Origin of the sequence: Vibrio sp. TMPB1044 (assembly GCF_030442075.1) — a bacterium.
GTDB lineage: Bacteria > Pseudomonadota > Gammaproteobacteria > Enterobacterales > Vibrionaceae > Vibrio > Vibrio satsumensis.
In genome coordinates, this window is the sequence record NZ_JAUJED010000009.1 from 174,624 (window position 1) to 198,485 (window position 23,862).

Consider the following 23,862-nt stretch of genomic DNA (forward strand, 5'->3'; position numbering starts at 1 on the left):
AGCCCTGTAGCCCTAAAAATACCTCTTTTTTGTTGAGAAACGCGATCAAAGTAGCGCAAGCATACCACTTAAAATGTGATAAAAACCGACTAGAATCAATATTTCAGCGAAATGATTGAAATTTACAGAATAACGACGGTTTATATATGATTATTACAACTTAATATTGCAAATTAATAACTTTGAAAATATGACCAATCTCGTTGATTTAAAAGAAAATTTGTTGTGTTAATGATTTGTTGAAATGGTAGTTTGTAGTCGCTTGCTTTCTAAATCTAGGGTGCAAAGGCGTGCTGAACTTTAGAGTTTTAACTCTACTGCTATTTTGAGTGAGTAAAATTTTTGCGGGTGTTTCCGCTAGGTGTGAACTAGTGGTATGATGAGTAAATTAGAACAGAATAATTAAATTGGATTGAAGTGTAGATGGTCATTAAGGCGAAGAGCCCGGCAGGATTTGCAGAAAAGTATATCATTGAAAGTATTTGGAATGGCCGTTTCCCTCCAGGTTCTATCTTGCCCGCAGAGCGTGAGCTTTCTGAGCTGATTGGTGTTACACGTACTACGCTTCGTGAAGTACTACAACGTCTTGCTCGCGACGGTTGGTTGACAATCCAACACGGCAAGCCAACTAAAGTTAATCAGTTTATGGAAACCTCAGGTCTTCATATCCTAGATACGTTAATGACGTTAGACGTTGATAACGCAAGCAAAATGGTAGAAGACTTGCTTGCTGCGCGCACGAATATCAGCCCGATCTTTATGCGTTATGCATTTAAAGCAAATAAAGAAGCTTCAGAACGTACGATCAGTAACGTGATTGAATCTTGTGAAGCGCTACTTGCGGCACCGACTTGGGATGAGTTCTTAGAATCATCGCCATACGCTGACAAGATCAAACAAGCGGTAAAAGAAGATTCGGAAAAAGATGAAGCGAAACGTCAGACGATTTTAATCGCGAAGACTTTCAACTTCTATGACTACATGCTTTTCCAGCGTTTGGCATTTCACTCAGGCAACCAGATTTACGGCCTGATCTTTAACGGTGTGCGTAAACTGTATGACCGTATCGGTAGCTACTACTTCTCTAACCCAGAAGCACGACGTTTAGCGATGGACTTTTATAAAGAGTTGTTCATTATCTGCGAAAGTGGCGAGCGCGAAACTTTGCCATTAGTGATTCGTAACTACGGTATCGCAAGTGCGCAAATTTGGAATGAAATGAAAACGACATTGCCAACGAATTTTACAGAAGACGACAGCTAAGCCATAGGTTTACTATTGTCGTCCCTGTTTAGTCGGTGACGTAAAGAAAACGAAAAAGCGGCGAGATAATTCAATTATCTCGCCGCTTTTTATTTATTGATAGTTGCTAGAACTTACCAGTGGGGCAGATACTTACCTATAAATAGTAACTTATCTATGAGTAGCAACTTACCCCGCAAACTCTTCTGAGTCTGGGCGGTTGGTAAATTGCACACCGTTTAGAAAATCGCAAAGTAGTTGGTCTTCACACACTTTGTAGTTTTTGTTTTCTGGTTTGCGGAAGTAAGCACCGATTTCGTACTTGCTCAAGTTAATGCCAACCACTTCTAGTACGTCCAAAACATCTTCCGCTTTCATGTTTAATGCAATTCGAAGCTTCATGAAAATCATGTTGTTAGTCAGTGCAACTTCAGGTTTAGGTTGTTCGCCTTCTTTTTTACCACGCTTAAGGTTGATGAAACCATTTAGGAATACTGCTAACTCTTTATCTTTCATCTTAGAGCATGACTTGTCGTTGTCGTCTTTTAGCCAGTTAATCACTTGGTCATGAGCAACGGTTACATCAGCTTGTTCAATTGCTTTGATGATTTGTGCATTTTTAAGGTTTAGTGCGTGTTGAATACGACGCAAGATTTCGTTGTTAGTCACTGGGGATTCCTAAAAAGGGTTTTAGAGTAAAGAGGTGTTGGTTAGTCCATTATCGTCGACAAACCAATTTCTACTCTACATAGCATAGTTGACGGCGACTCTAACAGAGAACGCTTATTTTCGGTAGATATAAAAAATCCCCAATGCTTATTAACTCTTTCAAGTTAAAAGTGCATTAGGGATTTAGTTATGAGTGCTTGTTATCTGACTGAAATCAGAATTACATTACACGCATACCAGGTTGAGCACCTTCGTGTGGCTCAAGGATCCATAGGTCGCTGCCGCCAGGGCCCGCTGCTAGGATCATGCCTTCCGACATGCCAAACTTCATCTTACGAGGTTTTAGGTTTGCTACCATTACGGTTAGCTTGCCTTCTAGCTCTTCAGGTTTGTATGCTGACTTGATGCCAGAGAATACTTGGCGAGTCTCACCACCGATGTCCAGCTGGAACTTCAGTAGTTTGTTCGCTTTTGGTACTTCTTCACAAGAGATGATACGAGCAATACGCATGTCTACTGCTGCAAAGGCATCGAACTCAATCTCGTCTGCGATTGGTTCTTTGTCTAGCTCAGTTTGACTTGCTTGTTCTTTTTCAGCTTCTGCTTTTTCTTTCGCTGCTGCTTCAGCGGCTGCATCTTCTTTAGAAGACTCAACCATTGCTTCCACTTTCTTAGGATCAATACGGTTGAATAGTGCTTTGAACTTAGTGATCTCGTGATCAGTTAGTGGAGTCGCAATCGCTTCCCACGTGAGCTCTTCGTTTAGGAAAGCTTCAGTGCGAGCTGCAAGCTCTGGCATCACTGGTTTCAGGTAAGCCATCAGTACGCGGAATAGGTTAATACCTACAGAAGACACTTGTTGAAGCTCAGCTTCTTTGCCTTCTTCTTTTGCAAGAACCCAAGGTGCTTTTTCATCGATGTACTGGTTAGCTTTATCCGCTAGTGCGGTGATTTCACGAATAGCACGGCTGAATTCACGAGATTCGTATAGCTCACCGATACGCTCAGCGGCAGCAACGAATTCGTTGTAAAGCTCTGGTTCTGCAAATTCAGCAGCTAGCTTGCCTTCGAAGCGCTTAGTGATGAAACCTGCGTTACGAGAAGCTAGGTTAACAATCTTGTTTACTACGTCAGCGTTTACACGTTGAGTGAAGTCTTCAAGGTTAAGGTCTAAATCATCGATACGGCTGTTTAGTTTCGCCGCGTAGTAGTAACGCAGACACTCAGGGTCTAGGTGGTTTAGGTACGTGCTCGCTTTGATGAATGTGCCTTTCGACTTAGACATCTTCGCGCCGTTTACTGTTACGTAGCCGTGTACGAATACGTTGTTTGGTTTACGGAAACCTGCGCCGTCTAGCATTGCTGGCCAGAATAGGCTGTGGAAGTAAACGATGTCTTTACCGATGAAGTGGTAAAGCTCAGTTGTGCTGTCTTTCTTCCAGTATTCATCGAAGTTTAGATCGTCACGCTTGTCACATAGGTTCTTGAAAGAAGCCATGTAGCCAACAGGTGCGTCTAGCCATACGTAGAAGAACTTGTCTTTTTCGCCTGGGATTTCAAAGCCAAAGTAAGGTGCATCACGTGAGATATCCCATTGTTGCAGACCAGACTCAAACCATTCCTGCATTTTGTTTGCAGTTTCATTCTGTAGAGAGCCAGAACGAGTCCACTCTTTAAGCATGCTTTCGAATTGAGGTAGGTCGAAGAAGAAGTGCTCAGAGTCTTTCATTACTGGAGTTGCGCCAGAAACCGCTGATTTAGGGTTAATCAGTTCAGTTGGGCTGTATGTCTCACCACAGTTATCACAGTTATCACCATACTGGTCTTCTGACTTACACTTAGGGCAAGTACCTTTTACGAAGCGATCTGGTAGGAACATCTCTTTCTCAGGATCGAAAAGCTGAGAAATAGTACGGCTAGAAATGAAGCCGTTCTTTTTAAGTTCTAGGTAGATGTGTGAAGCCAGTTCACGGTTCTCTTCGCTGTGTGTGCTGTGGTAGTTATCAAAGCTGATATCAAAGCCAGCGAAGTCTTTTTGGTGCTCTTCACTAACAGCAGCGATCATCTCTTCTGGCGTGATACCCATCTGTTGAGCTTTAAGCATAATTGGCGTGCCGTGAGCATCGTCAGCACAGATGAAGTTTACAGTGTTGCCACGCAGACGCTGGTATCGAACCCAGATATCAGCTTGGATATGCTCAAGCATATGGCCAAGGTGAATAGAGCCGTTAGCGTACGGAAGCGCACAAGTTACCAAAAGTTGTCTTGGATCAGTTGCCATACTTAATAATTCGCTTTTTTGATAGGTATAAATTTGAGAGGTAATACTACTTTATAACGTGTGATACGCCAAGGTATCAGACAAAGGATTCCCTTAGTTTTTTAGGGGTTCAGTCTTCATCTCGTGGGTGATAGCATAAATAAAAAAAGGAGCCCCAATGCGTAACTTTACTTCTAAGCAAGATTTCTGTTCATGGTTGAATGAGTTCGAGTCACCAATCCTCATCCCAGAGTGGGCGCTACACCAAAATATTGTCTCGGTTGATCCGCGTGGATCATTTGTTATCACCTTACCTTTTGCTGCTAATCAGCTCGCGGTTGAATTGGAACAGTGGATCCACTCTCAGATTGAACAACAACTTGTTAGCGCTTTTCAGTTTGAAGTAAAAGTGAAGCCGTCTGCTCTGGAAACCACTGTCGCGACGCCATTGAAGGGGGTTAAGAATATAATCGCCGTGACGTCGGCAAAGGGTGGGGTGGGTAAATCGACGACGTCAGTTAACCTTGCGCTTGCGTTATCTAAGTCTGGTTCAAAAGTGGGTTTGTTGGATGCGGATATCTACGGCCCATCAGTGCCTATGATGCTCGGCCAGCTAGACGCAAAACCAGAAGTACAGAACAACAAATGGATGATGCCAATCGAAGCACATGGCATTTTCACTCACTCTATTGGCTATCTTGTGTCGAAAGACGATGCGGCAATCTGGCGAGGCCCAATGGCAGCTAAGGCTTTGGGGCAGCTTGTTAATGAAACCGTATGGCCAGAGTTGGATTACCTTGTTATCGACATGCCACCTGGTACGGGTGATATTCAACTGACATTGTCACAACAGATCCCGGTGACAGGCGCGGTAGTGGTGACTACACCTCAAGATTTGGCATTAGCGGATGCGCGTAAAGGCGTAGCGATGTTTGATAAGGTGAGTGTGCCAGTCGCAGGCTTAGTTGAAAACATGAGCTATCATATTTGTAGTCACTGTGGTGAGAAAGAGCATATCTTTGGTGCTGGTGGTGCTGAAGCCATGTCAGAAGAGTTTTACCTCGATATTTTGGCACAGATCCCTCTTCATATTGATGTGCGAGAAGACATCGATGCAGGTTGCCCGACGGTGATTCGTCGTCCAGATAGTGAACATACACGTCATTACTTAGAGCTTGCTGAGAATGTGGCTGCGAAGATGTTCTGGACCGGCAAGGCGAGACCAGAAGCGATTAACTTCTCGATGGTTGAATAAAGTTGGCCACTCTTAATGTCGTGTAAATCGTGTTGGATTAGATAAACAGCGGTTGGATTTAGGCTGATAGCCATTGGGGTTGTGCAAATAGTTGTAGGCAAGTTATTTGAAAGCAAACGATTGTCTTAAGTAAATGTATTAAGATCATCAATTTGACTGCAATTAGCTAAAATCGCGACTAGAATCTATGTGCTTTAGCCCCTATAATCAGGCGGTTTATCTCTTCCCACCACCAAACCATATCGGGTGCAAAATTAATGTCTGATAATAATCAATGTGTCATCGTAGGTATCGCTGGCGCTTCAGCTTCAGGAAAAAGTCTGATTGCTAGTACAATTTATAATGAATTGCGCGAAAAAGTAGGCGACCATCAAATTGGTGTTATCACGGAAGATTGCTATTACAGCGACCAAAGCCACTTGAGTATGGAAGAGCGTGTTAAAACTAACTACGATCACCCAAATGCACTAGATCATGATCTTTTATGTGAACATCTACAGCAGCTAATGAGTGGCAACTCCGTAGAAGTTCCTGAATACAGCTACACAGAGCACACACGTACTTCTGAAACGACTACACTTACTCCTAAGAAAGTGATCATTTTAGAGGGTATTCTGCTTCTAACAGACCCGCGTCTTCGTAAACTAATGCACGCAAGTGTGTTTATGGATACACCATTAGACATCTGTCTACTACGCCGTGTTAAGCGTGATGTAGAAGAGCGTGGTCGTACAATGGACACTGTACTTAAGCAATACCAACAAACAGTACGTCCAATGTTCATGCAGTTTATCGAGCCTTCAAAACAACATGCAGACATCATCGTTCCTCGTGGTGGTAAAAACCGTATTGCGATTGATGTGCTAAAAGCGCACATTGCGAAGTTGTTGAAGTCTTAATCGAATAAAATTTTGCCTAAGTGACTCACTTAGCTTTATTTTTTACCGAATCAGTGGCACTTTTATAGTGCCACTTTCTTTTGGAATCTAAGCAAGGAATATGCGGATGAAGAAACTACTCATTTTCATAGCTGTACCAGTGTCTGTTGTCATTGCAGCAATTCTGGCACTAGTGCTGTTAGTGAATCCCAACCAATTTAAGCCATTAATTGTCGAACAAGCCCAAAAACACACTGGCCTAGAGCTCGTGATCGAGGGCGATATCAGCTGGCAATTCTTCCCATCTATTGGCTTTGAACTTGGTCAAACTGAATTACGTAACCCAGAAGGGTTCACTCAACCAAATCTATTCAAGGTTGATACCGTTGGCGTTGATGTTTCGGTTACTCCGCTATTTAGCAACCAACTAGAGATCGGCAACATCACTCTAGACGGTGCAGAATTTTATTTAGAAACGCTTAAAGATGGTCGCAAGAACATTGATGCGTTAACACAAGCGTCAGCGCCTCAAGAGTCTGAACCAGCTGCAGATACCAATACTGAATCAGCTCCAGCACCTCAAGAACAAAGCGCAACGGAAGCATCTGGTTGGACGATTAACCTAGCAGGTGTCACTGTATCAAACGCACTGTTTGAAATGGACGACAAGCAAGCGGGTTCATTCACTAAGTTATACGATGTGTCTTTGAACTTATCTGAGTTCGCTGTGGATACATGGACAACGGCAACCTTCGCCGCTTCTGGTGAAAACAATCAACAGAAATTCTCTGCACAAGGCAGTGCAGAATTCAAGTTAGCTGAAGGCTTCGCAAGTTACGCACTTCGTAATATTGACTTAAACGCTAAGTTCAATGATCCATCGACGTCGATTGAGTCAGCAAAAATTGGCTTGAATACGTTTGAGTTCGATAAGGTAAACCAACTGACTTACGCTGTAATCGGTAACGCGGCTGGCCTTGACCTTGATCTTAAAGGTGGCGGTGAACTTACTGTTGATAGCGCGATTTCAAAAGTAACGCTGAACAAATTAACGTTAGACTCAACATTCAAAGGCGACACGCTTCCTCAGTCTCCAATGAAAGTCGACATGCTGTCTGACTTAAGCTTCGATCTTAACAAGAGCCACCTGAGCTTTGTGTTAGAGAAGCTACAAGCTAACGCTATTGCATTAGACGGTAAAGCAGACGTAACCCTATCTGAAATACCAAAGGTTCGTTTCTCTCTTCATAGCCCGAATATTGATTTGGACGAGTTCCTAGGCTTAGGCAATACAACAGAAACAGCGAGCACAGCTCCTTCTGGTTCTGCTGGTGGCTCAACGTCAAACTCTGGTAGTTCAGCTCCAGCTAAAGAAGTGGAACCTGATCTGTCGGCTCTGAAAACGTTAGACGTGAAAGGTGACATCACGATTGATAAGTTCAAGGCGAACAACGCGAAAATGCAGAATGTTAAAACGGCATTTTCAGTTAACCGCGGTGTGGCTGAATTGACTTCATTCACATCGAATCTTTACCAAGGTTCTATTTCAGCTACGGCTAAGCTAGACGCTCGTAAAACACCGGCGACTTACACGGCTAAGAAGAAAATCAAAGGCGTGAAAGTACAACCGTTACTGATTGATGTTGCGGATAACGATATGCTGGAAGGTACGGGCAATATCGATGTTAATGTGAAAGGTAAGAGCCTGACTCCGACGGGTATTAAGAAGAACCTAGTTGGTACTATCGCGATTAACTTTGAAGATGGTGCAGTTAACGGCATCAACGTAGCTCAACTGATTCGAGAAAACTACGCTAAGATCAAGGGCGAGAAAGTTGAAAGCACAAATGAAGCTCAAAAAACGGACTTCAGTGCAATGAAAGCGACGCTGAAAGTGGATAAAGGTTGGGTTTCAACTAACGACTTATCAGCACAGTCGCCATTGTTACGCGTGACAGGTCAAGGTAAAGCAAACTTCATCAATGAAACGGTCGATTTCCTGGTGCGTACATCAATTGTGGGTTCACTTGAAGGTCAGGGCGGTAAGAGTATTGACGATCTGAAAGATGTGACAATCCCAATTAAGGTAACTGGCCAGTGGGCTGACCCGAAATTCGCACTTGTTTTTGATGATGTGTTGAAGCAGAAAACACAGAAAGAAATTGACCGTGGTGTGAACAAGCTAACGGACAAGATCAAAGACGAGAAAACTAAAGAAGCAGTTGATGGTTTATTGAAAGGTTTCTTTAACTAAACGTTTTTAACTCGTATATAAAAGAAGCGCCATTCCTACGGTAGGAATGGCGCTTTTGTTTGGGTGCTTATAATACTTTCGAAAGATTCCCTATGACACGCGTCACTCGCTCTAGGGAATGACGATAGGTGGTTAAGAGCGTGACAGTCTAGTGGGCGTCATCCTCGAGAGGGAAGAATGAGCGAGAAGGGGATCTCTGGTTTAATGTGATTACCAGTCAACGCCTTGCAGAGCTTTAACTCCAGACTCGAAAGCGTGCTTTACGTTACGAACTTCAGACACGGTATCGGCCATGTCCGTTAAAGTACGATGTGCTCCACGGCCAGTAATGATCACGGATTGCATTTTCGGACGGTTATTCAGTGCTTCTACCACTTCATCCAGTTCAATGTAGCCGTAACTCACCATGTAAGTCAGTTCATCAAACAGAATCACATCAATCGACTCATCGGCTAGCATGCGTTGGCACTCTTTCCACACGCGCTGTGCGGCTTCGATATCTTGAGCCTTGTTTTGAGTTTCCCAAGTAAAGCCAGTACCCATCACTTGAAACTCTACATCGAGCTTTTGCAGGACATTCTTTTCGCCGTTATCCCAAGTTCCTTTTACAAACTGAGCGACGGCACACTTCTTACCATGGCCGACTGCACGTGTAATCGTACCAAAACCGGATGTTGATTTACCTTTACCGTTACCAGTAATAACCAACAATAGGCCTTTTACTTCTTGTGCTGCAGCGACACGAGCATCGACTTGTTCTTTTACTTTCTGTTGTCTTGCTTTGTGGCGTTGTTCTTTGTTGTCTTCAGTCGACATAACAAATCCTTTTAAGTTGTGATTGCGCCTATCATAGCCTAACTTAACGATAGCAAAAACCATCGGAAGAACAGGTGATTAGGGATGAAAAAGATACTTGTGGTTTGTATGGGGAATATTTGCCGTTCGCCAACAGGTGAAGCGGTACTAAGGAAGAAAGCGCAACAACTGGATATTGACGTTGTGGTTGACTCTGCAGGGACGATTGGTTTTCATCAAGGCAACCCGCCAGACTCGCGTTCGAAATCTGCAGGAGAGAAGCGAGGCTACAGCTTTAAGGGGATTATTTCCCGTAAAGTGGTTGATAATGACTTCGAAGAATTTGACCTGATACTCGCGGCAGATAGAGCCAATTTAGACGACTTAATGAGCCAGTGTCCAGCTCACTTCCAATACAAGCTTGCGTTATTTTTAAGCTTTGGAGAGTCACAATATCAAGAGGTCCCCGATCCCTATTATGGTGAGGGAAATGGCTTTGAATTGGTGTTGGATTTAATCGAAGAGTCTAGCGAAGCGATATTGCGTTCATTGTAGTGTGTAATCACGCTGAGTACGCTTAACGTAGGTAGTATTTGAAGTAGTCATAATTCGTCCTCAATGTGTAAACACATTTTAGGACGGGACATAGATATAAAAAAAAGCCGACATTGAATGCCGGCCTTTCTAAATCTAACTTAAAGCTACTGCTAAGATTACTTAGACATTACTTTGTAGATTGGGTCTTCTGCAACGTTCGCTTCAACTAAGCTACCTGCTTTGTGCAGCATAGCAACACAGTCTTGGCTTAGGTGGCGAAGGTGAAGTGTTTTACCTAATGCCGCGTAACGTTCAGCAATCGTATCGATCGCTTCAATTGCAGAGTGGTCAGTAACGCGTGAGTTTGCGAAATCAACGACTACATCTTGTGGATCGTTATATGCGTCAAACAACTCTAGGAAGTTAGCCGTTGAACCAAAGAAGATTGGACCGTTAACTTTGTACTCTTTAGAGCCTTCAGCGTTTACAGACGTGTCTGCGTAGATGTGTTTAGCATGTTGCCAAGCAAACATCAGCGCTGAAGCTACAACACCCACACCTACTGCGACAGCAAGGTCGGTCAGTACTGTTACTACGGTAACAAGAACGATAACGAAGAAGTCTTGCTTAGGAACGCGACGTGCAAGCTTGAAGGTTGCCCACTCAAATGTACCGATAACAACCATGAACATTACGCCCACAAGTGCTGCTAGAGGAATCATTTCAATCAGTGCAGAACCGAACAGGATGAACATGAGTAGTGCAACTGCCGCTACAATACCTGAAAGGCGACCACGACCGCCTGAGTTTACGTTGATCATCGATTGACCGATCATCGCACAACCACCCATCGCGCCAAATACTGAACACGTTACGTTAGCCATACCTTGACCAACACATTCACGGTTAGATTGACCACGAGTGTTTGTCATTTCATCTAGTACTGTCAGTGTCAGTAGAGACTCGATCAGGCCGATAGCCGCAAGAATAATTGCGTAAGGCAGGATGATCTGTAGTGTCTCAAAAGAAAACGGAACAGCAGGAATAGAGAACGTTGGTAGAGAACCCGCTAGCGTTGCAGCTTCGTCACCAGACATCGTACGTAGGAAGTCGACAACAGTTCGAGTTTCAAGGTCAAGACCTACAACCAAAGCTGTTACTGTAACAATAGCAACCAATGAAGATGGTACCGCTGTTGTTAGCTTAGGTAGGAAGTGGATGATAGCCATTGTAAGGGCTACTAGACCCAGCATTAGTGTCATTTGACCGCTTGGTAACCAAGTTAGTGCACCTGTTACGTCTGGTGCTTTAAATTGACCAAGCTGAGCTAGGAAGATAACAATTGCCAAACCGTTCACGAAACCAATCATTACTGGGTGTGGAACGATACGGATAAATTTACCTAGCTTAAATACACCCGCTGCAATTTGCAGAAGGCCGGCTAGCATAACTGCCGCAAATAGGTATTGAACGCCATGGGTTGCCACTAGGCTCACCATTACAACAGCCATTGCGCCAGTTGCACCAGAAATCATACCTGGACGACCGCCGAAGACAGAAGTAATTAAACCTACGATGAATGCTGCGTATAGACCAACCATTGGGTCAACGCCTGCAACAAAGGCGAATGCTACGGCTTCAGGTACCAGAGCTAGGGCTACTGTAAGACCTGAAAGCACATCATTCTTTACAGAGTGCTTTGAAAATTGTGGGAATTCGAACATGTTTGCTCAGCTATGCTTAAGATGGATTTACCGACACGGGTGTATTGCGTAGCCAAACAGTGATGGAAAAGAGCGGCAATAGCGAAGTGTCGAAAAGATAAGTGCGCGAATGCTACCCAAAAATGTGATTAAGTTCAAGGTTGAACCTAACTTTGAGTAATATATCTGTTAATTTTTATTCGATTAGTAGATATGAAAAAGGCTGCTTTAATAAGCAGCCTTTGATTCTATTTACTTGCGATTATCTATCAGTAATCACTAGTAGTTTGGCTTTGTCATCGCCGCGCCAGCTTTGTTCGACGCTGCCTGACTGCCTGCACCTTTCGATACAAAACGTTCAGTGCGGAACGGAGCTGCAATCACTTCAATCTCTTTGATCTCTTGAGGACCAGGAGCTTTAGTCATTGGTGAACCGGCTTGTTTCTTAGCAACTGCTGCCTTTGGTGCCGCTTTAGGAGCTTCTGTTTTTACAACAGGTGCTTCTTCAACTTTTGCACTTTCAGCTTTAGGCGCTTCAGCTTCAACAACTGGTGCTGCTTCTGCTACAACAGGCGCTTCAACTTTCGTCGCTTCTGCAATCACTGGAGCTTCAACTTTCGCAGTTTCAACGACTGCAGGAGCTTCAACTACAGCAGGAGTCTCAGCTACTTGAGCTTCAACAGCAGCTTCTTCGCGACGGATAATCACTTTGCCCATAGCTAGTTCAGGACATGCGAAGCCGCCAGCCATTGCTACGTTGCTTTGTGGTGCCGTCTCTAGAGCAACACTCTGCTCTTGAACAGATGTTTGAGCTTCAGCTACTACTTGAACTTCAGCCACTTCAGGTTTTGTCTGCTTGTGGTGAGGTTTTGGAATGAAGCGAGGCATCACTTTACCCATAGCCATCTCTGGAGAAGCTACACCACCTTTACGTAGGCGGAATGGGTTAGGGCGACGATCACGACCGCGACGACGACGTTGACCACTTGCACGTAGGTGACGTGGAGAACGACGGTTACGACGTTGTTTCGGCTCTTCCTGTTCAGTTTGCTCTGCATTCGCTTGAGTTGCTTCTACTTGTTCCGCAACTTTTTGCTCTTGAGCTACTGATTGTTCTTTTGAAACAGATAGTTCTTTAGCAGCAACTTGCTCTTTTGAAGCATTATCTTCAGCTTGAGCTTGCTGGTCTTTAACACGAACTTGCTTGTTCAGTTTACGACGCTGACGACGCTCTTTAATCTTAGCTGCTTTCGCTTCAGGCTTAGCCTTAGGCGCTTCCGGTTTTCCAGCTTGTGCTTCTGCCGCTAGCTGTAGACCTTCTTCTGCTAATTTAGATGGTGCTTGCTCTTCGCGTTGCTTCTGCTCATCACGTGGCTTATTGCGACGGTCTTGCTTAGGCTTACGAGGCTGACGATTTTGCTGTGGAGCTGCCTCTTTCTGCTCTTCAGGTTTCTCATCACGTGCAGGCTTACGACGACGTTTGTTGTCACGGTTTTCGTTACGATTGTCACCACGCTCACCACGTTGGTTACGACGACGGTTATCGTTACGATCACGGCGTTGACGGTTGCCGTTGTTGCGATTGTTTTTAGGTTTTTCTTCTTGCTTCTCTTCTTCTTTCTTCTCTTCTTGAGTTGAAGAGCCAAATAAGAAGCTACCGATAGCTTTGAAGAAACGACCAATTAGACCTGATTCTTGAGTTGCTGATGGCTCAGCTTTTTTCTCTTCTACAGCTTTAGGTGCTGGAGCGGGAGTTGGTGCCGATTGAGCCGGAGCTGCAAAGCCTTTCAGAGCAGGTTCTTCGATCTTCTTAGGACGAATAGTCTGTTCAGCTGGCTCTTTGCTTTCCGCTTCTTTTAGAGCTTCTAGCTTGTTAGGCAGCAAGTAAGAGAGTAGATCGAACTCTTCACCTTCACGAACACGGATAACCTCAAAGTGCGGCGTTTCCATGTCTGAGTTAGGAACAACAGTGATCTTAACTTCTTGGTTCTTCTCGATGTGGTTTACTGAGCGACGTTTTTCGTTCAGAAGGTAAGAAGCGATTGGAACAGGTACAACAGCAAGTACTTGTGCTGTGTTGTCTTTTAGAGCTTCTTCTTCAATCAAACGTAGAACAGAAAGTGCTAGAGATTCGTTATCACGAACAACACCAGTACCTGTACAACGAGGACAAATGTGGTGGCTTGCTTCTGCTAGTGATGGGCTCAAACGTTGACGAGACATCTCTAGAAGACCAAAGCGAGAAATACGACCAATCTGAACACGTGCGCGATCTAAACGAACGGCATCACGTAGACGGCTTTCTACTTCGCGTTGGTGACGAACCGGAGTCATATCGATAAAGTCGATTACAACAAGGCCACCTAGGTCACGCAGACGTAATTGACGGGCAATTTCATCAGCTGCTTCTAGGTTAGTGTTAAGTGCTGTTTCTTCAATATCGCCGCCCTTTGTTGCACGAGCAGAGTTGATATCGATAGAAGTCAGTGCTTCTGTTGGGTCGATTACGATAGAACCACCAGATGGAAGACGAACTTCACGTTGGAAAGCAGATTCAATCTGGCTTTCAATCTGGTAATGGCTGAATAGTGGCACTTCACCATCGTATTTCTTAACGCGATTCATGAAATCTGGGCGTATTAATTGAATGTGCGCTTGTGCACGTTCAAAAATAGTATTGCTGTCGATTAGAATCTCGCCAATATCACGACGTAGGTAGTCACGAATCGCACGAACGATAACGTTACTCTCTTGGTGAATTAAGAAAGGAGCTGCATTTGAATCAGAAGCTTGCTTGATAGCGCCCCAGTGATTCAGTAGTACGTTTAGGTCCCACTCTAGCTCTTCTGCACTTTTACCAACACCCGCTGTACGCACGATTAGGCCCATACCTTGAGGAAGCTCAAGAGTGCTTAATGCTGCTTTCAGTTGAGTGCGTTCATCACCTTCGATACGACGAGAAATACCGCCTGCACGAGGGTTATTAGGCATAAGAACTAAGTAACTACCAGCCAAAGAGATGAAAGTTGTCAGTGCAGCACCTTTGCTACCACGTTCTTCTTTCTCTACTTGTACGATTACTTCTTGGCCTTCTTTTAGCACTTCTTTAATGCTAGGACGGCCTTGGTATGTATAACCTTCAGGGAAGTATTCGCGGGCAATTTCTTTAAGAGGGAGGAAACCGTGACGTTCTGCGCCGTAATCAACGAATGCCGCTTCTAGGCTTGGTTCAATACGGGTAATACGTCCTTTGTAGATATTCGCTTTCTTTGACTCGTGACCTGGACTTTCGATATCTAGATCGAACAGTCGCTGGCCATCAACCAAAGCGACACGCAACTCTTCTTTTTGAGTTGCGTTAATTAACATTCTTTTCATTTAGAAATTCTCATTGTCTTTTCTTATTTTCATCATTGTTCTTATCGCTTTATTTCGTTTCTCATGGTGCCAGATCCCATGGCTTTATCGGTGCAGCCTCCCGGCTGGAGAGGGATGCTCTGGGGCACGTCAGTCATCATAGGGAGTTAGCCTATGATCCGCGATGTGGCGGTGAATACTCAACATGAGCGTACGTGAGTAGAGCGATAAGGAACCCAGTTGACCGTGTCTTACGCCGATTGCAGCACTGTCTAATCTGAGTTATCTACTCATTTACTTGCTTATGAATGGTTAGCTGTTTAAATAATAGTCAAACCACTGATAGCAGCTGTGAACTATAGCAGCGGTCGGTAAACACAGCAATCTGCTTTGTCGGAATGCTGTAAAAAAAACAGTTTTTGTTTGGGTTTTGATAGCTCTAACTCACTGTCTATAAATAATTTATCAATTGATATTTTAATTTGCAGGAATCTTGGTGCTTTTTTGTTCGAAGAATCAAAGAAATATAGAACTTCAACGAGCATTTGAGGATAGATCGGCAGGGATTAAGGATAAATAAGTTCGGAATAGAGCTAAGAAAATCTCAATTATCAAAAGTGACAGTGATACAATAGCCCAATGAGCGAAATTAGAACCCAAGTCCAATTCGTCGACATTGACGAAGATATGGCTGGTCAGCGTATTGATAACTTCTTACGCAACCAATTAAAAAACATCCCGAAAAGCATGATTTACCGAATCGTGCGTAAAGGCGAAGTCCGCGTAAACAAAAAACGCATCAAGGCTGAGTACAAACTAAAAGCTGGTGATTTAGTTCGTATTCCGCCAGTTACCATTGAAGAGAAAGTTGAAGAGAACGTGCCAAGCACGAAACTCAACAAGGTTTCAGAATTGGAACAGTGCATCATTTATGAAGATGATCACATGCTGATTTTGAATAAACCATCAGGTACTGCGGTTCATGGTGGTAGTGGACTTAAGTTCGGCGCAATTGAAGCGTTAAGAGCACTTCGTCCCGATGCTCGCTTTCTTGAATTAGTGCACCGTATCGATAGAGATACGTCTGGCATTTTGCTTGTTGCTAAGAAGCGCTCGGCGCTAAGACACCTTCAAGCACAGTTCCGTGAAAAAACGGTTCAAAAATACTACTTTGCTTTAGTGATGGGCGAATGGAAGAATAGCTGTAAAGTCGTAAACGCGCCTTTGTTGAAGAATGAAGTAAACAGCATTGTTCGCGTGAACCCAAACGGCAAAGCTTCTGAAACCCGCTTTAAGGTTTTAGAGAAATTCCAAGAGGCGACGTTGATTCAAGCTAGTCCAATTACAGGTCGTACACACCAAATCCGTGTGCACGCTCAGTATACTGGTCATCCAATTGCTTGGGATGATCGCTACGGTGATCGTCGTTTTGACGCTTACACGGGCAAGGTTGGTCTTGATCGTCTGTTCTTACATGCCGCGAACATCAAGTTTACGCACCCAGGTAGTGAAGAGAAGATGGATATCTCGGCGCCAATGGAAAGAAGGTTAGAGAAAGCCCTCACTGGATTACGTAAGCTTTAAAAAGATACGAGATACGAGATACGAGATACGAAAAGAAGATATTCTTTTTAAATCGAGTGTGTACATAGAATCATAAAGGTTGGCGAATATCGTCAACCTTTTTTGTTTTCTGTTGGAGAAGTTCCTCCAACTCGCTCGCTCCTCGCTCTTGAGGATGACGATTTTTCCTGAGTAAAGTCAGTCCGTGTTGCTATCGAGTTAATCAATTAGCTGATTGGATAATGTAGCGATTTTAGTGATTCCCTAGACTGACGAAGGAGAGAGTAGGGAATCTCTAACAAAAGAGAGAGTATCCGTTATAGCACATTCATTCCTTGCGCTTCTAACATATCGACTAGATCGATCAGCGGTAAACCGATCAAAGTATTTGGGTCTTTGCCTTCCATCTGTTTAAACAACGCGATGCCTAACCCTTCACACATAAAACTACCGGCGCAGTAATAAGGCTGTTCTTTCTCAACATAACTAATGATCTGTTGCTCTGTTAAATCGCGGAAATGCACTACAAAGGTGTCGAGACGCGTGTCAGCTTTGTTAGCCTCACTGTTCCAAACCGAAAGCCCGGTATAAAAAGTAATACTCTTGCCGCTTTGGCGAGATAACTGCTCGATCGCTTTTTCTCGAGTATGAGGCTTACCTATGATCTCTCCGTCAATGACACAAACCTGATCAGAGCCAATGACTAAGCTAGGCAGATCAACAGCACAAGACTTAGCTTTGATCTCAGCAAGGCGCATCACCAACTGTTGAGGTGTCTCTTCGGGAAGCGGCGTTTCATCGCAGTCAGGCTTAGCTGTGACAAAGTTTAACTGTAGTTTTTTGAGGATCTCTTGCCTAAATGGAGACGTAGAAGCTAAAACTAGTTGGTAATTTCTCATTTTAATTTACAATTCGAGTAAGCATTTAGTTCAGGATAACGTAACTTATCCTGCTATTCATAATGCTCTGAACAGGAAAGGTAGGAAAGTACATTTTTTTTGCCATTTCCTTTGACTAAACATGATTTGGAAGATAAGATTCGCGCCCTATGCAAAAGGAAAAAATACCGCGTACAGTTGATCCGGCAAGAACGGCTCAAAAACGACTTGATGTGAATGGTATCATTCAGGTCAGTCTTTTAAAGCGTTTAACCGAAGCAACTGAAGGCGTAAAACGTGACGCGCAAGTCTCAATGTCATTTGGGCTTGATGAACAACGATTAGTCGTTATCTCTGGTAAAGCTAACGTCGAAGTCGATTTAGAGTGTCAACGTTGTAATGAGGTTTTCGCACATGAGTGCGATGTCCAATTTACTTATACTCCTGTTTACAGTGAGAAAAGTGAAGAGGAAGCACCGGAAGAGTACGATTTGGTAGATCTGAACGAGTACGGTGAGTTAGACCTGATTCAATTAGTTGAAGACGAGTTCATCCTTGGATTGCCACAAATAGCAATGCACGACGATGCGGACTGTAGCGTTAACTCAAATAATTTGGTATTTGGTGAACTTCCTGAAGAAATTGAGGAAGATAAAAAGCCGAATCCATTTGATGTTTTAAAAAGCTTAAAGAAGTAACTGCTTCTTTAAGAATTTACATAGGAGTAGGGTCAATGGCCGTACAAAAGAGCAAGAAATCACGTTCAATGCGTGGCATGCGTCGTTCACACGATGCACTAACTACAGCTGCACTTTCTGTAGACGCAACTTCAGGTGAAACTCACCTACGTCACAACGTGACTGCCGAAGGTTTCTACCGCGGCAAAAAGGTTATCAACAAGTAAGGTTGACCTTTGCAAAATCTAACCGTTGCGCTTGATGCAATGGGCGGGGACTTCGGTCCTCGTGTAACAGTGCCTGCCGCCGTGCAGGCACTGTCGTATTTCCCAGAGCTAAAAGTCATTCTCATAGGTGATCGAAACGCGATCACATCTCAATTATCTTCATTAGGTCGAATGCCTGATTCTCGTTTGAGTATCCAGCATTGTGATCGAGTTATATCCAATTCTGAAAAACCGTCACTAGCCTTACGTAACAGTCAGGGTAGCTCTATGCGTGCTGCTATTGATTTGGTTGCTGAATCACAGGCTGATGCTTGTGTGAGTGGTGGCAACACCGGCGCACTGATGGCGCTATCTCGTTTCAGACTCAAACTTCTTCCCGGCATTGATAGGCCTGCATTGGTTTCAGCTTTGCCTACTGCTTCTGGCAACCGTACATGGATGCTTGATTTAGGGGCGAACGTTTCTAGTGACGCAGATTCACTGTTTCAGTTTGCCGTAATGGGCAGTGCATTAGCGGAACAACATTTAGGTCGCGCGCCACGTGTCGCTATCTTGAATATCGGTGCGGAAGAAATCAAAGGCAATGACCTTGTAAAACGATGCGCTGAAATGTTGTCTAATACTCAGTCTGTGAACTTCATAGGCTATATTGAAGGTAATCAATTACTTCAAGATGCTGCTGATGTCGTCGTATGTGATGGTTTTGTGGGCAATGTCTGCTTAAAAACGTGCGAAGGTACGGCTCAGCTCTTTATTGATAAGCTAAAAACGCGCATGATGGCTTCAACAATAAAGGGTTGGATAGCCAGAATGCTGTTTTCTGAGCTATTTACTGAATTAAAAACCTTGAACCCCGACCAGTATAACGGCGCAAGTTTGTTAGGATTGCGCGGCATTGTCATTAAAAGTCATGGAAGTGCTGATGTGTCTGCAGTCGTCAACGCAATTGGTGAAGCAGTACACGAGGTCAAACGACAAGTCCCCAGCCGCATTAGCGATCGTTTGGAAGCGGTTTTACTCGAGAGGCATTATTAGTCTTCATGTATAGCAAAATTTTAGGTACTGGCAGCTACTTGCCATCTCAGGTGCGTACAAACGCAGACTTAGAGAAAATGGTAGAGACTAGCGATGAGTGGATTGTTGCTAGAACAGGTATTAAAGAGCGTCGTATTTCAGCGGAAAACGAAACCGTTGCTGATATGGCGTTTTACGCTGCTGAGAATGCCATTGAAATGGCAGGTATCGACAAAGAAGATATTGATTTAATCATCGTTGCGACAACCAGCAGTAGCCACACATTCCCGTCTTCGGCATGTCAGGTACAAGGTAAGCTTGGAATTAAAGGCTGCCCTGCGTTTGATTTGGCTGCAGCGTGTTCTGGTTTTGTTTACGCACTGTCTGTTGCTGATCAACACATCAAGACTGGCATGTGTAAGAACGTTTTGGTAATTGGTGCTGATGCACTGTCAAAAACCTGTGATCCGACTGACCGCTCTACTATCATCTTATTTGGTGATGCAGCAGGCGCGGTGGTTGTAGGCGCAAGCGAAGAGCCAGGTATTTTGTCTACTCACATTTACTCTGATGGTAAATACGGTGAGCTTCTAAGCCTAGAAGTACCAGAGCGCGGCGGTGATGCTGACAAATGGCTGCACATGGCAGGCAACGAAGTATTCAAAGTGGCGGTAACTCAGCTTTCTAAGCTAGTTAAAGACACATTAGCTGCGAATAATATGGATAAGTCAGAGCTTGATTGGTTAGTTCCACACCAAGCGAACTACCGTATTATCTCGGCAACGGCTAAAAAGCTGACAATGTCGCTTGATCAAGTAGTTATTACTCTTGATAAGCACGGTAATACGTCAGCAGCTACCGTGCCAACAGCACTCGATGAGGCTGTTCGCGACGGGCGAATTAAACGTGGTCAAACGCTTCTTCTTGAAGCCTTTGGTGGCGGCTTCACTTGGGGTTCTGCGTTAGTTAAATTCTAACCTCAAGCGATAATCAACAAACAAGGCACATAACTTATGTGCCTTATTCAATTTTTTGCTTTGCTTAAAGGATAATTACAATGAGCAAGTTTGCTATCGTATTCCCAGGCCAAGGCTCTCAAGCTATCGGTATGCTTGCTGACCTAGGCGAACAGTATGATGTTGTTAAACAGACATTTACTGAAGCTTCAGAAGCACTTGGTTACGATCTATGGGCATTGGTTCAAGATGGTCCAGTAGAAAATCTAAATGAAACTTTCCGCACTCAACCGGCTCTATTAACAGCGTCTGTTGCTATTTGGCGTGTATGGCAAGAACTTGGCCTAGAGCAACCTGTAAATCTAGCAGGTCACAGCCTAGGCGAATACTCTGCACTAGTATGTGCAGGCGTTATCGACTTTAAAGAAGCGATCAAGTTGGTTGAACTACGTGGTCAACTGATGCAAGAAGCGGTTCCTGCAGGTGTTGGTGCAATGTACGCAATCATCGGTCTAGACGATGAAGCGATTGCTAAGGCGTGTGAAGAAGCTGCGCAAGACGAAGTTGTGTCTCCAGTTAACTTTAACTCTCCTGGCCAAGTTGTTATCGCGGGTAACAAAGCGGCAGTAGAGCGTGCTGGTGCACTTTGTAAAGAAGTGGGCGCTAAGCGTGCACTTCCGTTACCTGTTTCTGTGCCGTCTCACTGTGCACTGATGAAGCCAGCAGCAGACAAGCTAGCAGTGGCTCTAGAAGCTCTAGAGTTCAACACGCCAGCACTGCCTGTTATCAATAACGTTGATGTTATTGCTGAAACAGACCCTGCAAAAATTAAAGATGCACTTGTTCGTCAGCTATACAGCCCAGTTCGTTGGACTGAAGGTGTACAAGCGATGAACGAGCAAGGTGTTGAGAAGCTACTTGAATTAGGCCCTGGTAAAGTTCTTACTGGTCTAACAAAACGAATCGTAAAAACTATGACAGCTGCTGCAGTTAATGACACTGCATCACTAGAAGCTGCTAAGTAATAACCACTTAATAGAGAAGTTATGATGAATTTAGAAGGCAAAGTTGCACTAGTTACAGGCGCAAGCCGTGGCATCGGTCGTGCAATCGCTGAACTTTTAGTTGAGCGTGGTGCTAAAGTTATCGGTACTGCTACATCTGAAGGCGGCGCAGCTGCAATTAGCGAGTACCTTGGTGAGAACGGTAAAGGTCTTGCTCTTAATGTAACTGATACTGACTCAATTGCTGCTACACTGAAAACCATCAACGATGAATTCGGTGCGATTGACATTCTAGTTAACAACGCAGGTATCACTCGTGATAACCTACTTATGCGTATGAAAGACGACGAGTGGAATGACATCATCGATACTAACCTAACGCCTATCTTCCGCATGTCTAAAGCTGTATTGCGTGGCATGATGAAGAAGCGTCAAGGTCGTATCGTAAACGTTGGTTCTGTAGTAGGTACTATGGGTAACGCTGGTCAAGCTAACTACGCAGCTGCAAAAGCAGGCGTAATTGGTTTTACTAAATCAATGGCTCGTGAAGTTGCGTCTCGTGGCGTTACAGTGAACACTGTAGCTCCTGGTTTCATCGAAACTGACATGACTAAAGCGCTAAATGATGACCAACGTGCTGCAACTTTGGCGAATGTACCAGCAGGTCGACTAGGTGACCCTCGCGAAATCGCTGAAGCTGTGGTATTTTTGGCGTCACCTGCGGCAGCTTATATCACAGGTGAAACACTTCACGTCAATGGCGGTATGTACATGGTGTAAATTATGTGCAACATTTGTGCATGATTTAAGTCAAGATCATACGTAATTTCGGTTAAAATCGTGAAAATTGTGGTTTGACCAGAAAAGTTGACCTTGCAACTTTCAATAGATTGAATAAACTACGGAAAACATCGCATAAAGCGAACTCTGTAAAGGAAAAGAAAAAATGAGCAACCTCGAAGAACGCGTAAAGAAAATCATTGTTGAACAGCTAGGTGTAGACGAAGCTGAAGTTAAAAACGAAGCTTCTTTCGTTGATGACCTAGGTGCAGATTCTCTAGACACAGTTGAGCTAGTAATGGCTCTAGAAGAAGAATTCGACACTGAAATCCCAGATGAAGAAGCTGAGAAAATTACTACTGTTCAAGCAGCTATCGATTACGTAACTAGCGCTCAGTAATAATCTCTCCCAGGCGGTCACCTCGACCGCCTGTGTTTTATCTAACTCATCTATCCTCATCTTAAATCACCTCAATCCCCGGAGTGTAAAATCGTGTCCAAGCGTCGTGTAGTTGTCACTGGCATGGGTATGTTGTCACCGGTAGGCAACACTGTAGAATCTTCTTGGAAAGCCCTGCTAGCTGGTCAAAGTGGTATCGTTAATATCGAGCACTTTGATGCAACCAATTTCTCAACTCGTTTTGCAGGTCTAGTTAAAGACTTTAACTGCGAAGAGTATATGACTAAAAAAGATGCTCGTAAGATGGACTTGTTCATCCAGTACGGCGTCGCAGCAGGTATTCAAGCTTTAGATGATTCAGCCCTAACTATTACTGAAGAAAACGCTCCACGTGTGGGTGTTGCTATCGGTTCTGGTATTGGTGGTCTTGGTTTGATCGAAGCCGGTCACCAAGCTCTAACTGAAAAAGGTCCTCGTAAGATCAGCCCGTTCTTCGTACCGTCGACGATCGTGAATATGATTGCTGGTCACATGTCTATCATGCGTGGTCTACGCGGTCCAAACATCGCGATTTCTACTGCATGTACGACTGGCCTACATAACATTGGTCACGCTGCTCGTATGATTGCATACGGCGATGCTGACGCAATGCTAGCGGGTGGTGCTGAAAAAGCATCAACGCCACTAGGTATGGGCGGTTTTGGTGCGGCTAAAGCACTGTCTACTCGTAACGATGAGCCTCAAAAAGCTTCTCGTCCATGGGACAAAGGCCGTGACGGCTTCGTTCTTGGTGACGGTGCTGGCATGATGGTTCTTGAAGAGTACGAACATGCGAAAGCTCGTGGCGCTAAGATTTACTGTGAGCTAGTTGGCTTCGGTATGTCGGGTGACGCTTACCACATGACATCTCCAAGTGAAGATGGCTCAGGTGGTGCACTAGCAATGGAAGCGGCTATGCGTGATGCTGGCATTACTGGTGAACAAATCGGTTATGTAAACGCACACGGTACTTCGACTCCTGCTGGTGACGTAGCGGAAGTTAAGGGCATCAAGCGTGCTCTTGGCGAAGCAGGCAGCAAGCAAGTATTGGTTTCTTCTACGAAATCAATGACAGGTCACCTTCTAGGTGCTGCTGGTTCTGCTGAAGCTATCATCACGGCAATGTCTCTGGTTGACCAAATTGTTCCACCAACAATCAACCTAGATGATCCTGAAGAAGGCTTAGATATTGACTTAGTACCTCACACTGCGCGTGAAGTTAGCAACATGGAATATGCTGCATGTAACTCATTCGGTTTCGGTGGTACAAACGGCTGTTTGATCTTCAAAAAGATTTAATCATCTTATTAAAGACGTAAACACTCGTAGATAGTCACAATTAGACTTGTTTTTAAACGGCTTGATGCTTTAGCA

Annotated in this window: 20 protein-coding genes; 14 read left to right on the forward strand and 6 right to left on the reverse strand. The window is 44.2% G+C overall.

The features are described from left to right. Positions 1 to 423: 423 nt before the first annotated feature. Positions 424 to 1,263, forward strand: coding sequence for a fatty acid metabolism transcriptional regulator FadR (gene fadR, locus QQ041_RS04580; protein WP_060982306.1), 840 nt, complete (start codon positions 424 to 426; stop codon positions 1,261 to 1,263). 168 nt (positions 1,264 to 1,431) lie between these two features. On the opposite strand, the gene QQ041_RS04585 is transcribed toward fadR, so the two are convergent. Together QQ041_RS04585 and metG are read right to left on the reverse strand one after the other, a co-directional pair. Continuing rightward, on the reverse strand, positions 1,432 to 1,911 hold the full coding sequence (locus tag QQ041_RS04585; RefSeq protein ID WP_285953207.1) for a DUF1456 family protein: 480 nt from the start codon (positions 1,909 to 1,911) through the stop codon (positions 1,432 to 1,434). A gap of 220 nt (positions 1,912 to 2,131) precedes the next feature. Beyond that, positions 2,132 to 4,192: a methionine--tRNA ligase gene (gene metG / locus QQ041_RS04590; protein WP_146492228.1), complete on the reverse strand. Its 2,061-nt coding sequence runs from the start codon at positions 4,190 to 4,192 to the stop codon at positions 2,132 to 2,134. Between the two features lie 157 nt (positions 4,193 to 4,349). Between metG and apbC the strand changes: the two genes are divergently transcribed. The 3 genes from apbC to QQ041_RS04605 all read left to right on the forward strand — a co-directional run bounded on the left by apbC (position 4,350) and on the right by QQ041_RS04605 (position 8,558). Continuing rightward, the gene (apbC, locus tag QQ041_RS04595; protein ID WP_009848619.1) at positions 4,350 to 5,426 is read left to right on the forward strand and encodes an iron-sulfur cluster carrier protein ApbC; all 1,077 of its coding nucleotides are present in this window, start codon (positions 4,350 to 4,352) and stop codon (positions 5,424 to 5,426) included. Between the two features lie 257 nt (positions 5,427 to 5,683). Beyond that, positions 5,684 to 6,325: a uridine kinase gene (gene udk / locus QQ041_RS04600; protein ID WP_086712923.1), complete on the forward strand. Its 642-nt coding sequence runs from the start codon at positions 5,684 to 5,686 to the stop codon at positions 6,323 to 6,325. Between the two features lie 106 nt (positions 6,326 to 6,431). After that, positions 6,432 to 8,558, forward strand: coding sequence for an AsmA family protein (locus tag QQ041_RS04605; RefSeq protein ID WP_285953208.1), 2,127 nt, complete (start codon positions 6,432 to 6,434; stop codon positions 8,556 to 8,558). 210 nt (positions 8,559 to 8,768) lie between these two features. On the opposite strand, the gene cobO is transcribed toward QQ041_RS04605, so the two are convergent. Beyond that, positions 8,769 to 9,374: a cob(I)yrinic acid a,c-diamide adenosyltransferase gene (gene cobO / locus QQ041_RS04610; protein WP_048610567.1), complete on the reverse strand. Its 606-nt coding sequence runs from the start codon at positions 9,372 to 9,374 to the stop codon at positions 8,769 to 8,771. 84 nt (positions 9,375 to 9,458) lie between these two features. Here cobO and QQ041_RS04615 point away from each other — a divergent pair, with 84 nt between their 5' ends. Further along, positions 9,459 to 9,908 carry a low molecular weight protein-tyrosine-phosphatase gene (locus tag QQ041_RS04615; RefSeq protein WP_146492225.1) on the forward strand — a complete coding sequence of 150 codons (450 nt, stop codon included), beginning with the start codon at positions 9,459 to 9,461 and terminating at the stop codon, positions 9,906 to 9,908. A gap of 158 nt (positions 9,909 to 10,066) precedes the next feature. On the opposite strand, the gene QQ041_RS04620 is transcribed toward QQ041_RS04615, so the two are convergent. Together QQ041_RS04620 and rne are read right to left on the reverse strand one after the other, a co-directional pair. Then, a complete protein-coding gene (locus QQ041_RS04620; RefSeq protein WP_060982310.1) occupies positions 10,067 to 11,614 on the reverse strand; it encodes a SulP family inorganic anion transporter in 1,548 nt (515 codons plus the stop codon). Between the two features lie 258 nt (positions 11,615 to 11,872). Next, a complete protein-coding gene (gene rne / locus QQ041_RS04625; protein ID WP_285953209.1) occupies positions 11,873 to 14,971 on the reverse strand; it encodes a ribonuclease E in 3,099 nt (1,032 codons plus the stop codon). Positions 14,972 to 15,589: 618 nt separating this feature from the next. Here rne and rluC point away from each other — a divergent pair. Next, positions 15,590 to 16,534 (forward strand): 23S rRNA pseudouridine(955/2504/2580) synthase RluC, encoded by a 945-nt coding sequence (gene rluC / locus QQ041_RS04630; RefSeq protein ID WP_105057404.1) that lies wholly within the window; start codon positions 15,590 to 15,592, stop codon positions 16,532 to 16,534. Positions 16,535 to 16,830: 296 nt separating this feature from the next. On the opposite strand, the gene QQ041_RS04635 is transcribed toward rluC, so the two are convergent. Next, positions 16,831 to 17,412 carry a nucleoside triphosphate pyrophosphatase gene (locus QQ041_RS04635; protein WP_285953210.1) on the reverse strand — a complete coding sequence of 194 codons (582 nt, stop codon included), beginning with the start codon at positions 17,410 to 17,412 and terminating at the stop codon, positions 16,831 to 16,833. A gap of 149 nt (positions 17,413 to 17,561) precedes the next feature. Between QQ041_RS04635 and yceD the strand changes: the two genes are divergently transcribed. The 8 genes from yceD to fabF all read left to right on the forward strand — a co-directional run bounded on the left by yceD (position 17,562) and on the right by fabF (position 23,787). After that, entirely contained in the window at positions 17,562 to 18,089 is a 528-nt protein-coding gene (gene yceD / locus QQ041_RS04640; RefSeq protein ID WP_046222705.1) for a 23S rRNA accumulation protein YceD, read from the forward strand. A gap of 35 nt (positions 18,090 to 18,124) precedes the next feature. Continuing rightward, a complete protein-coding gene (gene rpmF, locus QQ041_RS04645; RefSeq protein WP_004737376.1) occupies positions 18,125 to 18,295 on the forward strand; it encodes a 50S ribosomal protein L32 in 171 nt (56 codons plus the stop codon). A 9-nt stretch (positions 18,296 to 18,304) separates the two neighbouring features. Further along, positions 18,305 to 19,330 carry a phosphate acyltransferase PlsX gene (plsX, locus tag QQ041_RS04650; protein ID WP_017062152.1) on the forward strand — a complete coding sequence of 342 codons (1,026 nt, stop codon included), beginning with the start codon at positions 18,305 to 18,307 and terminating at the stop codon, positions 19,328 to 19,330. Between the two features lie 5 nt (positions 19,331 to 19,335). Beyond that, the gene (locus QQ041_RS04655) at positions 19,336 to 20,286 is read left to right on the forward strand and encodes a beta-ketoacyl-ACP synthase III (protein WP_010437276.1); all 951 of its coding nucleotides are present in this window, start codon (positions 19,336 to 19,338) and stop codon (positions 20,284 to 20,286) included. A gap of 80 nt (positions 20,287 to 20,366) precedes the next feature. Beyond that, positions 20,367 to 21,290 carry an ACP S-malonyltransferase gene (gene fabD / locus QQ041_RS04660; RefSeq protein WP_285953211.1) on the forward strand — a complete coding sequence of 308 codons (924 nt, stop codon included), beginning with the start codon at positions 20,367 to 20,369 and terminating at the stop codon, positions 21,288 to 21,290. Between the two features lie 24 nt (positions 21,291 to 21,314). After that, positions 21,315 to 22,049, forward strand: a complete 735-nt coding sequence (gene fabG, locus QQ041_RS04665; protein WP_029235138.1) for a 3-oxoacyl-ACP reductase FabG — start codon at positions 21,315 to 21,317, stop codon at positions 22,047 to 22,049. 166 nt (positions 22,050 to 22,215) lie between these two features. Further along, positions 22,216 to 22,449, forward strand: a complete 234-nt coding sequence (gene acpP, locus QQ041_RS04670) for an acyl carrier protein (protein WP_004737381.1) — start codon at positions 22,216 to 22,218, stop codon at positions 22,447 to 22,449. Positions 22,450 to 22,542: 93 nt separating this feature from the next. After that, positions 22,543 to 23,787, forward strand: a complete 1,245-nt coding sequence (fabF, locus tag QQ041_RS04675; protein WP_019821243.1) for a beta-ketoacyl-ACP synthase II — start codon at positions 22,543 to 22,545, stop codon at positions 23,785 to 23,787. The last annotated feature ends 75 nt before the right edge of the window (positions 23,788 to 23,862 follow it).

Excerpts from the sequence above, each read along its gene's own strand:
- fadR (WP_060982306.1), top strand. The coding sequence starts at position 424 with ATGGTCATTAAGGCGAAGAGCCCGGCAGGATTTGCAGAAAAGTATATC.
- metG (WP_146492228.1), bottom strand. The coding sequence starts at position 4,192 with ATGGCAACTGATCCAAGACAACTTTTGGTAACTTGTGCGCTTCCGTAC.
- apbC (WP_009848619.1), top strand. The coding sequence starts at position 4,350 with ATGCGTAACTTTACTTCTAAGCAAGATTTCTGTTCATGGTTGAATGAG.
- udk (WP_086712923.1), top strand. The coding sequence starts at position 5,684 with ATGTCTGATAATAATCAATGTGTCATCGTAGGTATCGCTGGCGCTTCA.
- QQ041_RS04605 (WP_285953208.1), top strand. The coding sequence starts at position 6,432 with ATGAAGAAACTACTCATTTTCATAGCTGTACCAGTGTCTGTTGTCATT.
- cobO (WP_048610567.1), bottom strand. The coding sequence starts at position 9,374 with ATGTCGACTGAAGACAACAAAGAACAACGCCACAAAGCAAGACAACAG.
- QQ041_RS04615 (WP_146492225.1), top strand. The coding sequence starts at position 9,459 with ATGAAAAAGATACTTGTGGTTTGTATGGGGAATATTTGCCGTTCGCCA.
- QQ041_RS04620 (WP_060982310.1), bottom strand. The coding sequence starts at position 11,614 with ATGTTCGAATTCCCACAATTTTCAAAGCACTCTGTAAAGAATGATGTG.
- rne (WP_285953209.1), bottom strand. The coding sequence starts at position 14,971 with ATGAAAAGAATGTTAATTAACGCAACTCAAAAAGAAGAGTTGCGTGTC.
- rluC (WP_105057404.1), top strand. The coding sequence starts at position 15,590 with ATGAGCGAAATTAGAACCCAAGTCCAATTCGTCGACATTGACGAAGAT.
- QQ041_RS04635 (WP_285953210.1), bottom strand. The coding sequence starts at position 17,412 with ATGAGAAATTACCAACTAGTTTTAGCTTCTACGTCTCCATTTAGGCAA.
- yceD (WP_046222705.1), top strand. The coding sequence starts at position 17,562 with ATGCAAAAGGAAAAAATACCGCGTACAGTTGATCCGGCAAGAACGGCT.
- rpmF (WP_004737376.1), top strand. The coding sequence starts at position 18,125 with ATGGCCGTACAAAAGAGCAAGAAATCACGTTCAATGCGTGGCATGCGT.
- QQ041_RS04655 (WP_010437276.1), top strand. The coding sequence starts at position 19,336 with ATGTATAGCAAAATTTTAGGTACTGGCAGCTACTTGCCATCTCAGGTG.
- fabD (WP_285953211.1), top strand. The coding sequence starts at position 20,367 with ATGAGCAAGTTTGCTATCGTATTCCCAGGCCAAGGCTCTCAAGCTATC.
- fabG (WP_029235138.1), top strand. The coding sequence starts at position 21,315 with ATGAATTTAGAAGGCAAAGTTGCACTAGTTACAGGCGCAAGCCGTGGC.
- acpP (WP_004737381.1), top strand. The coding sequence starts at position 22,216 with ATGAGCAACCTCGAAGAACGCGTAAAGAAAATCATTGTTGAACAGCTA.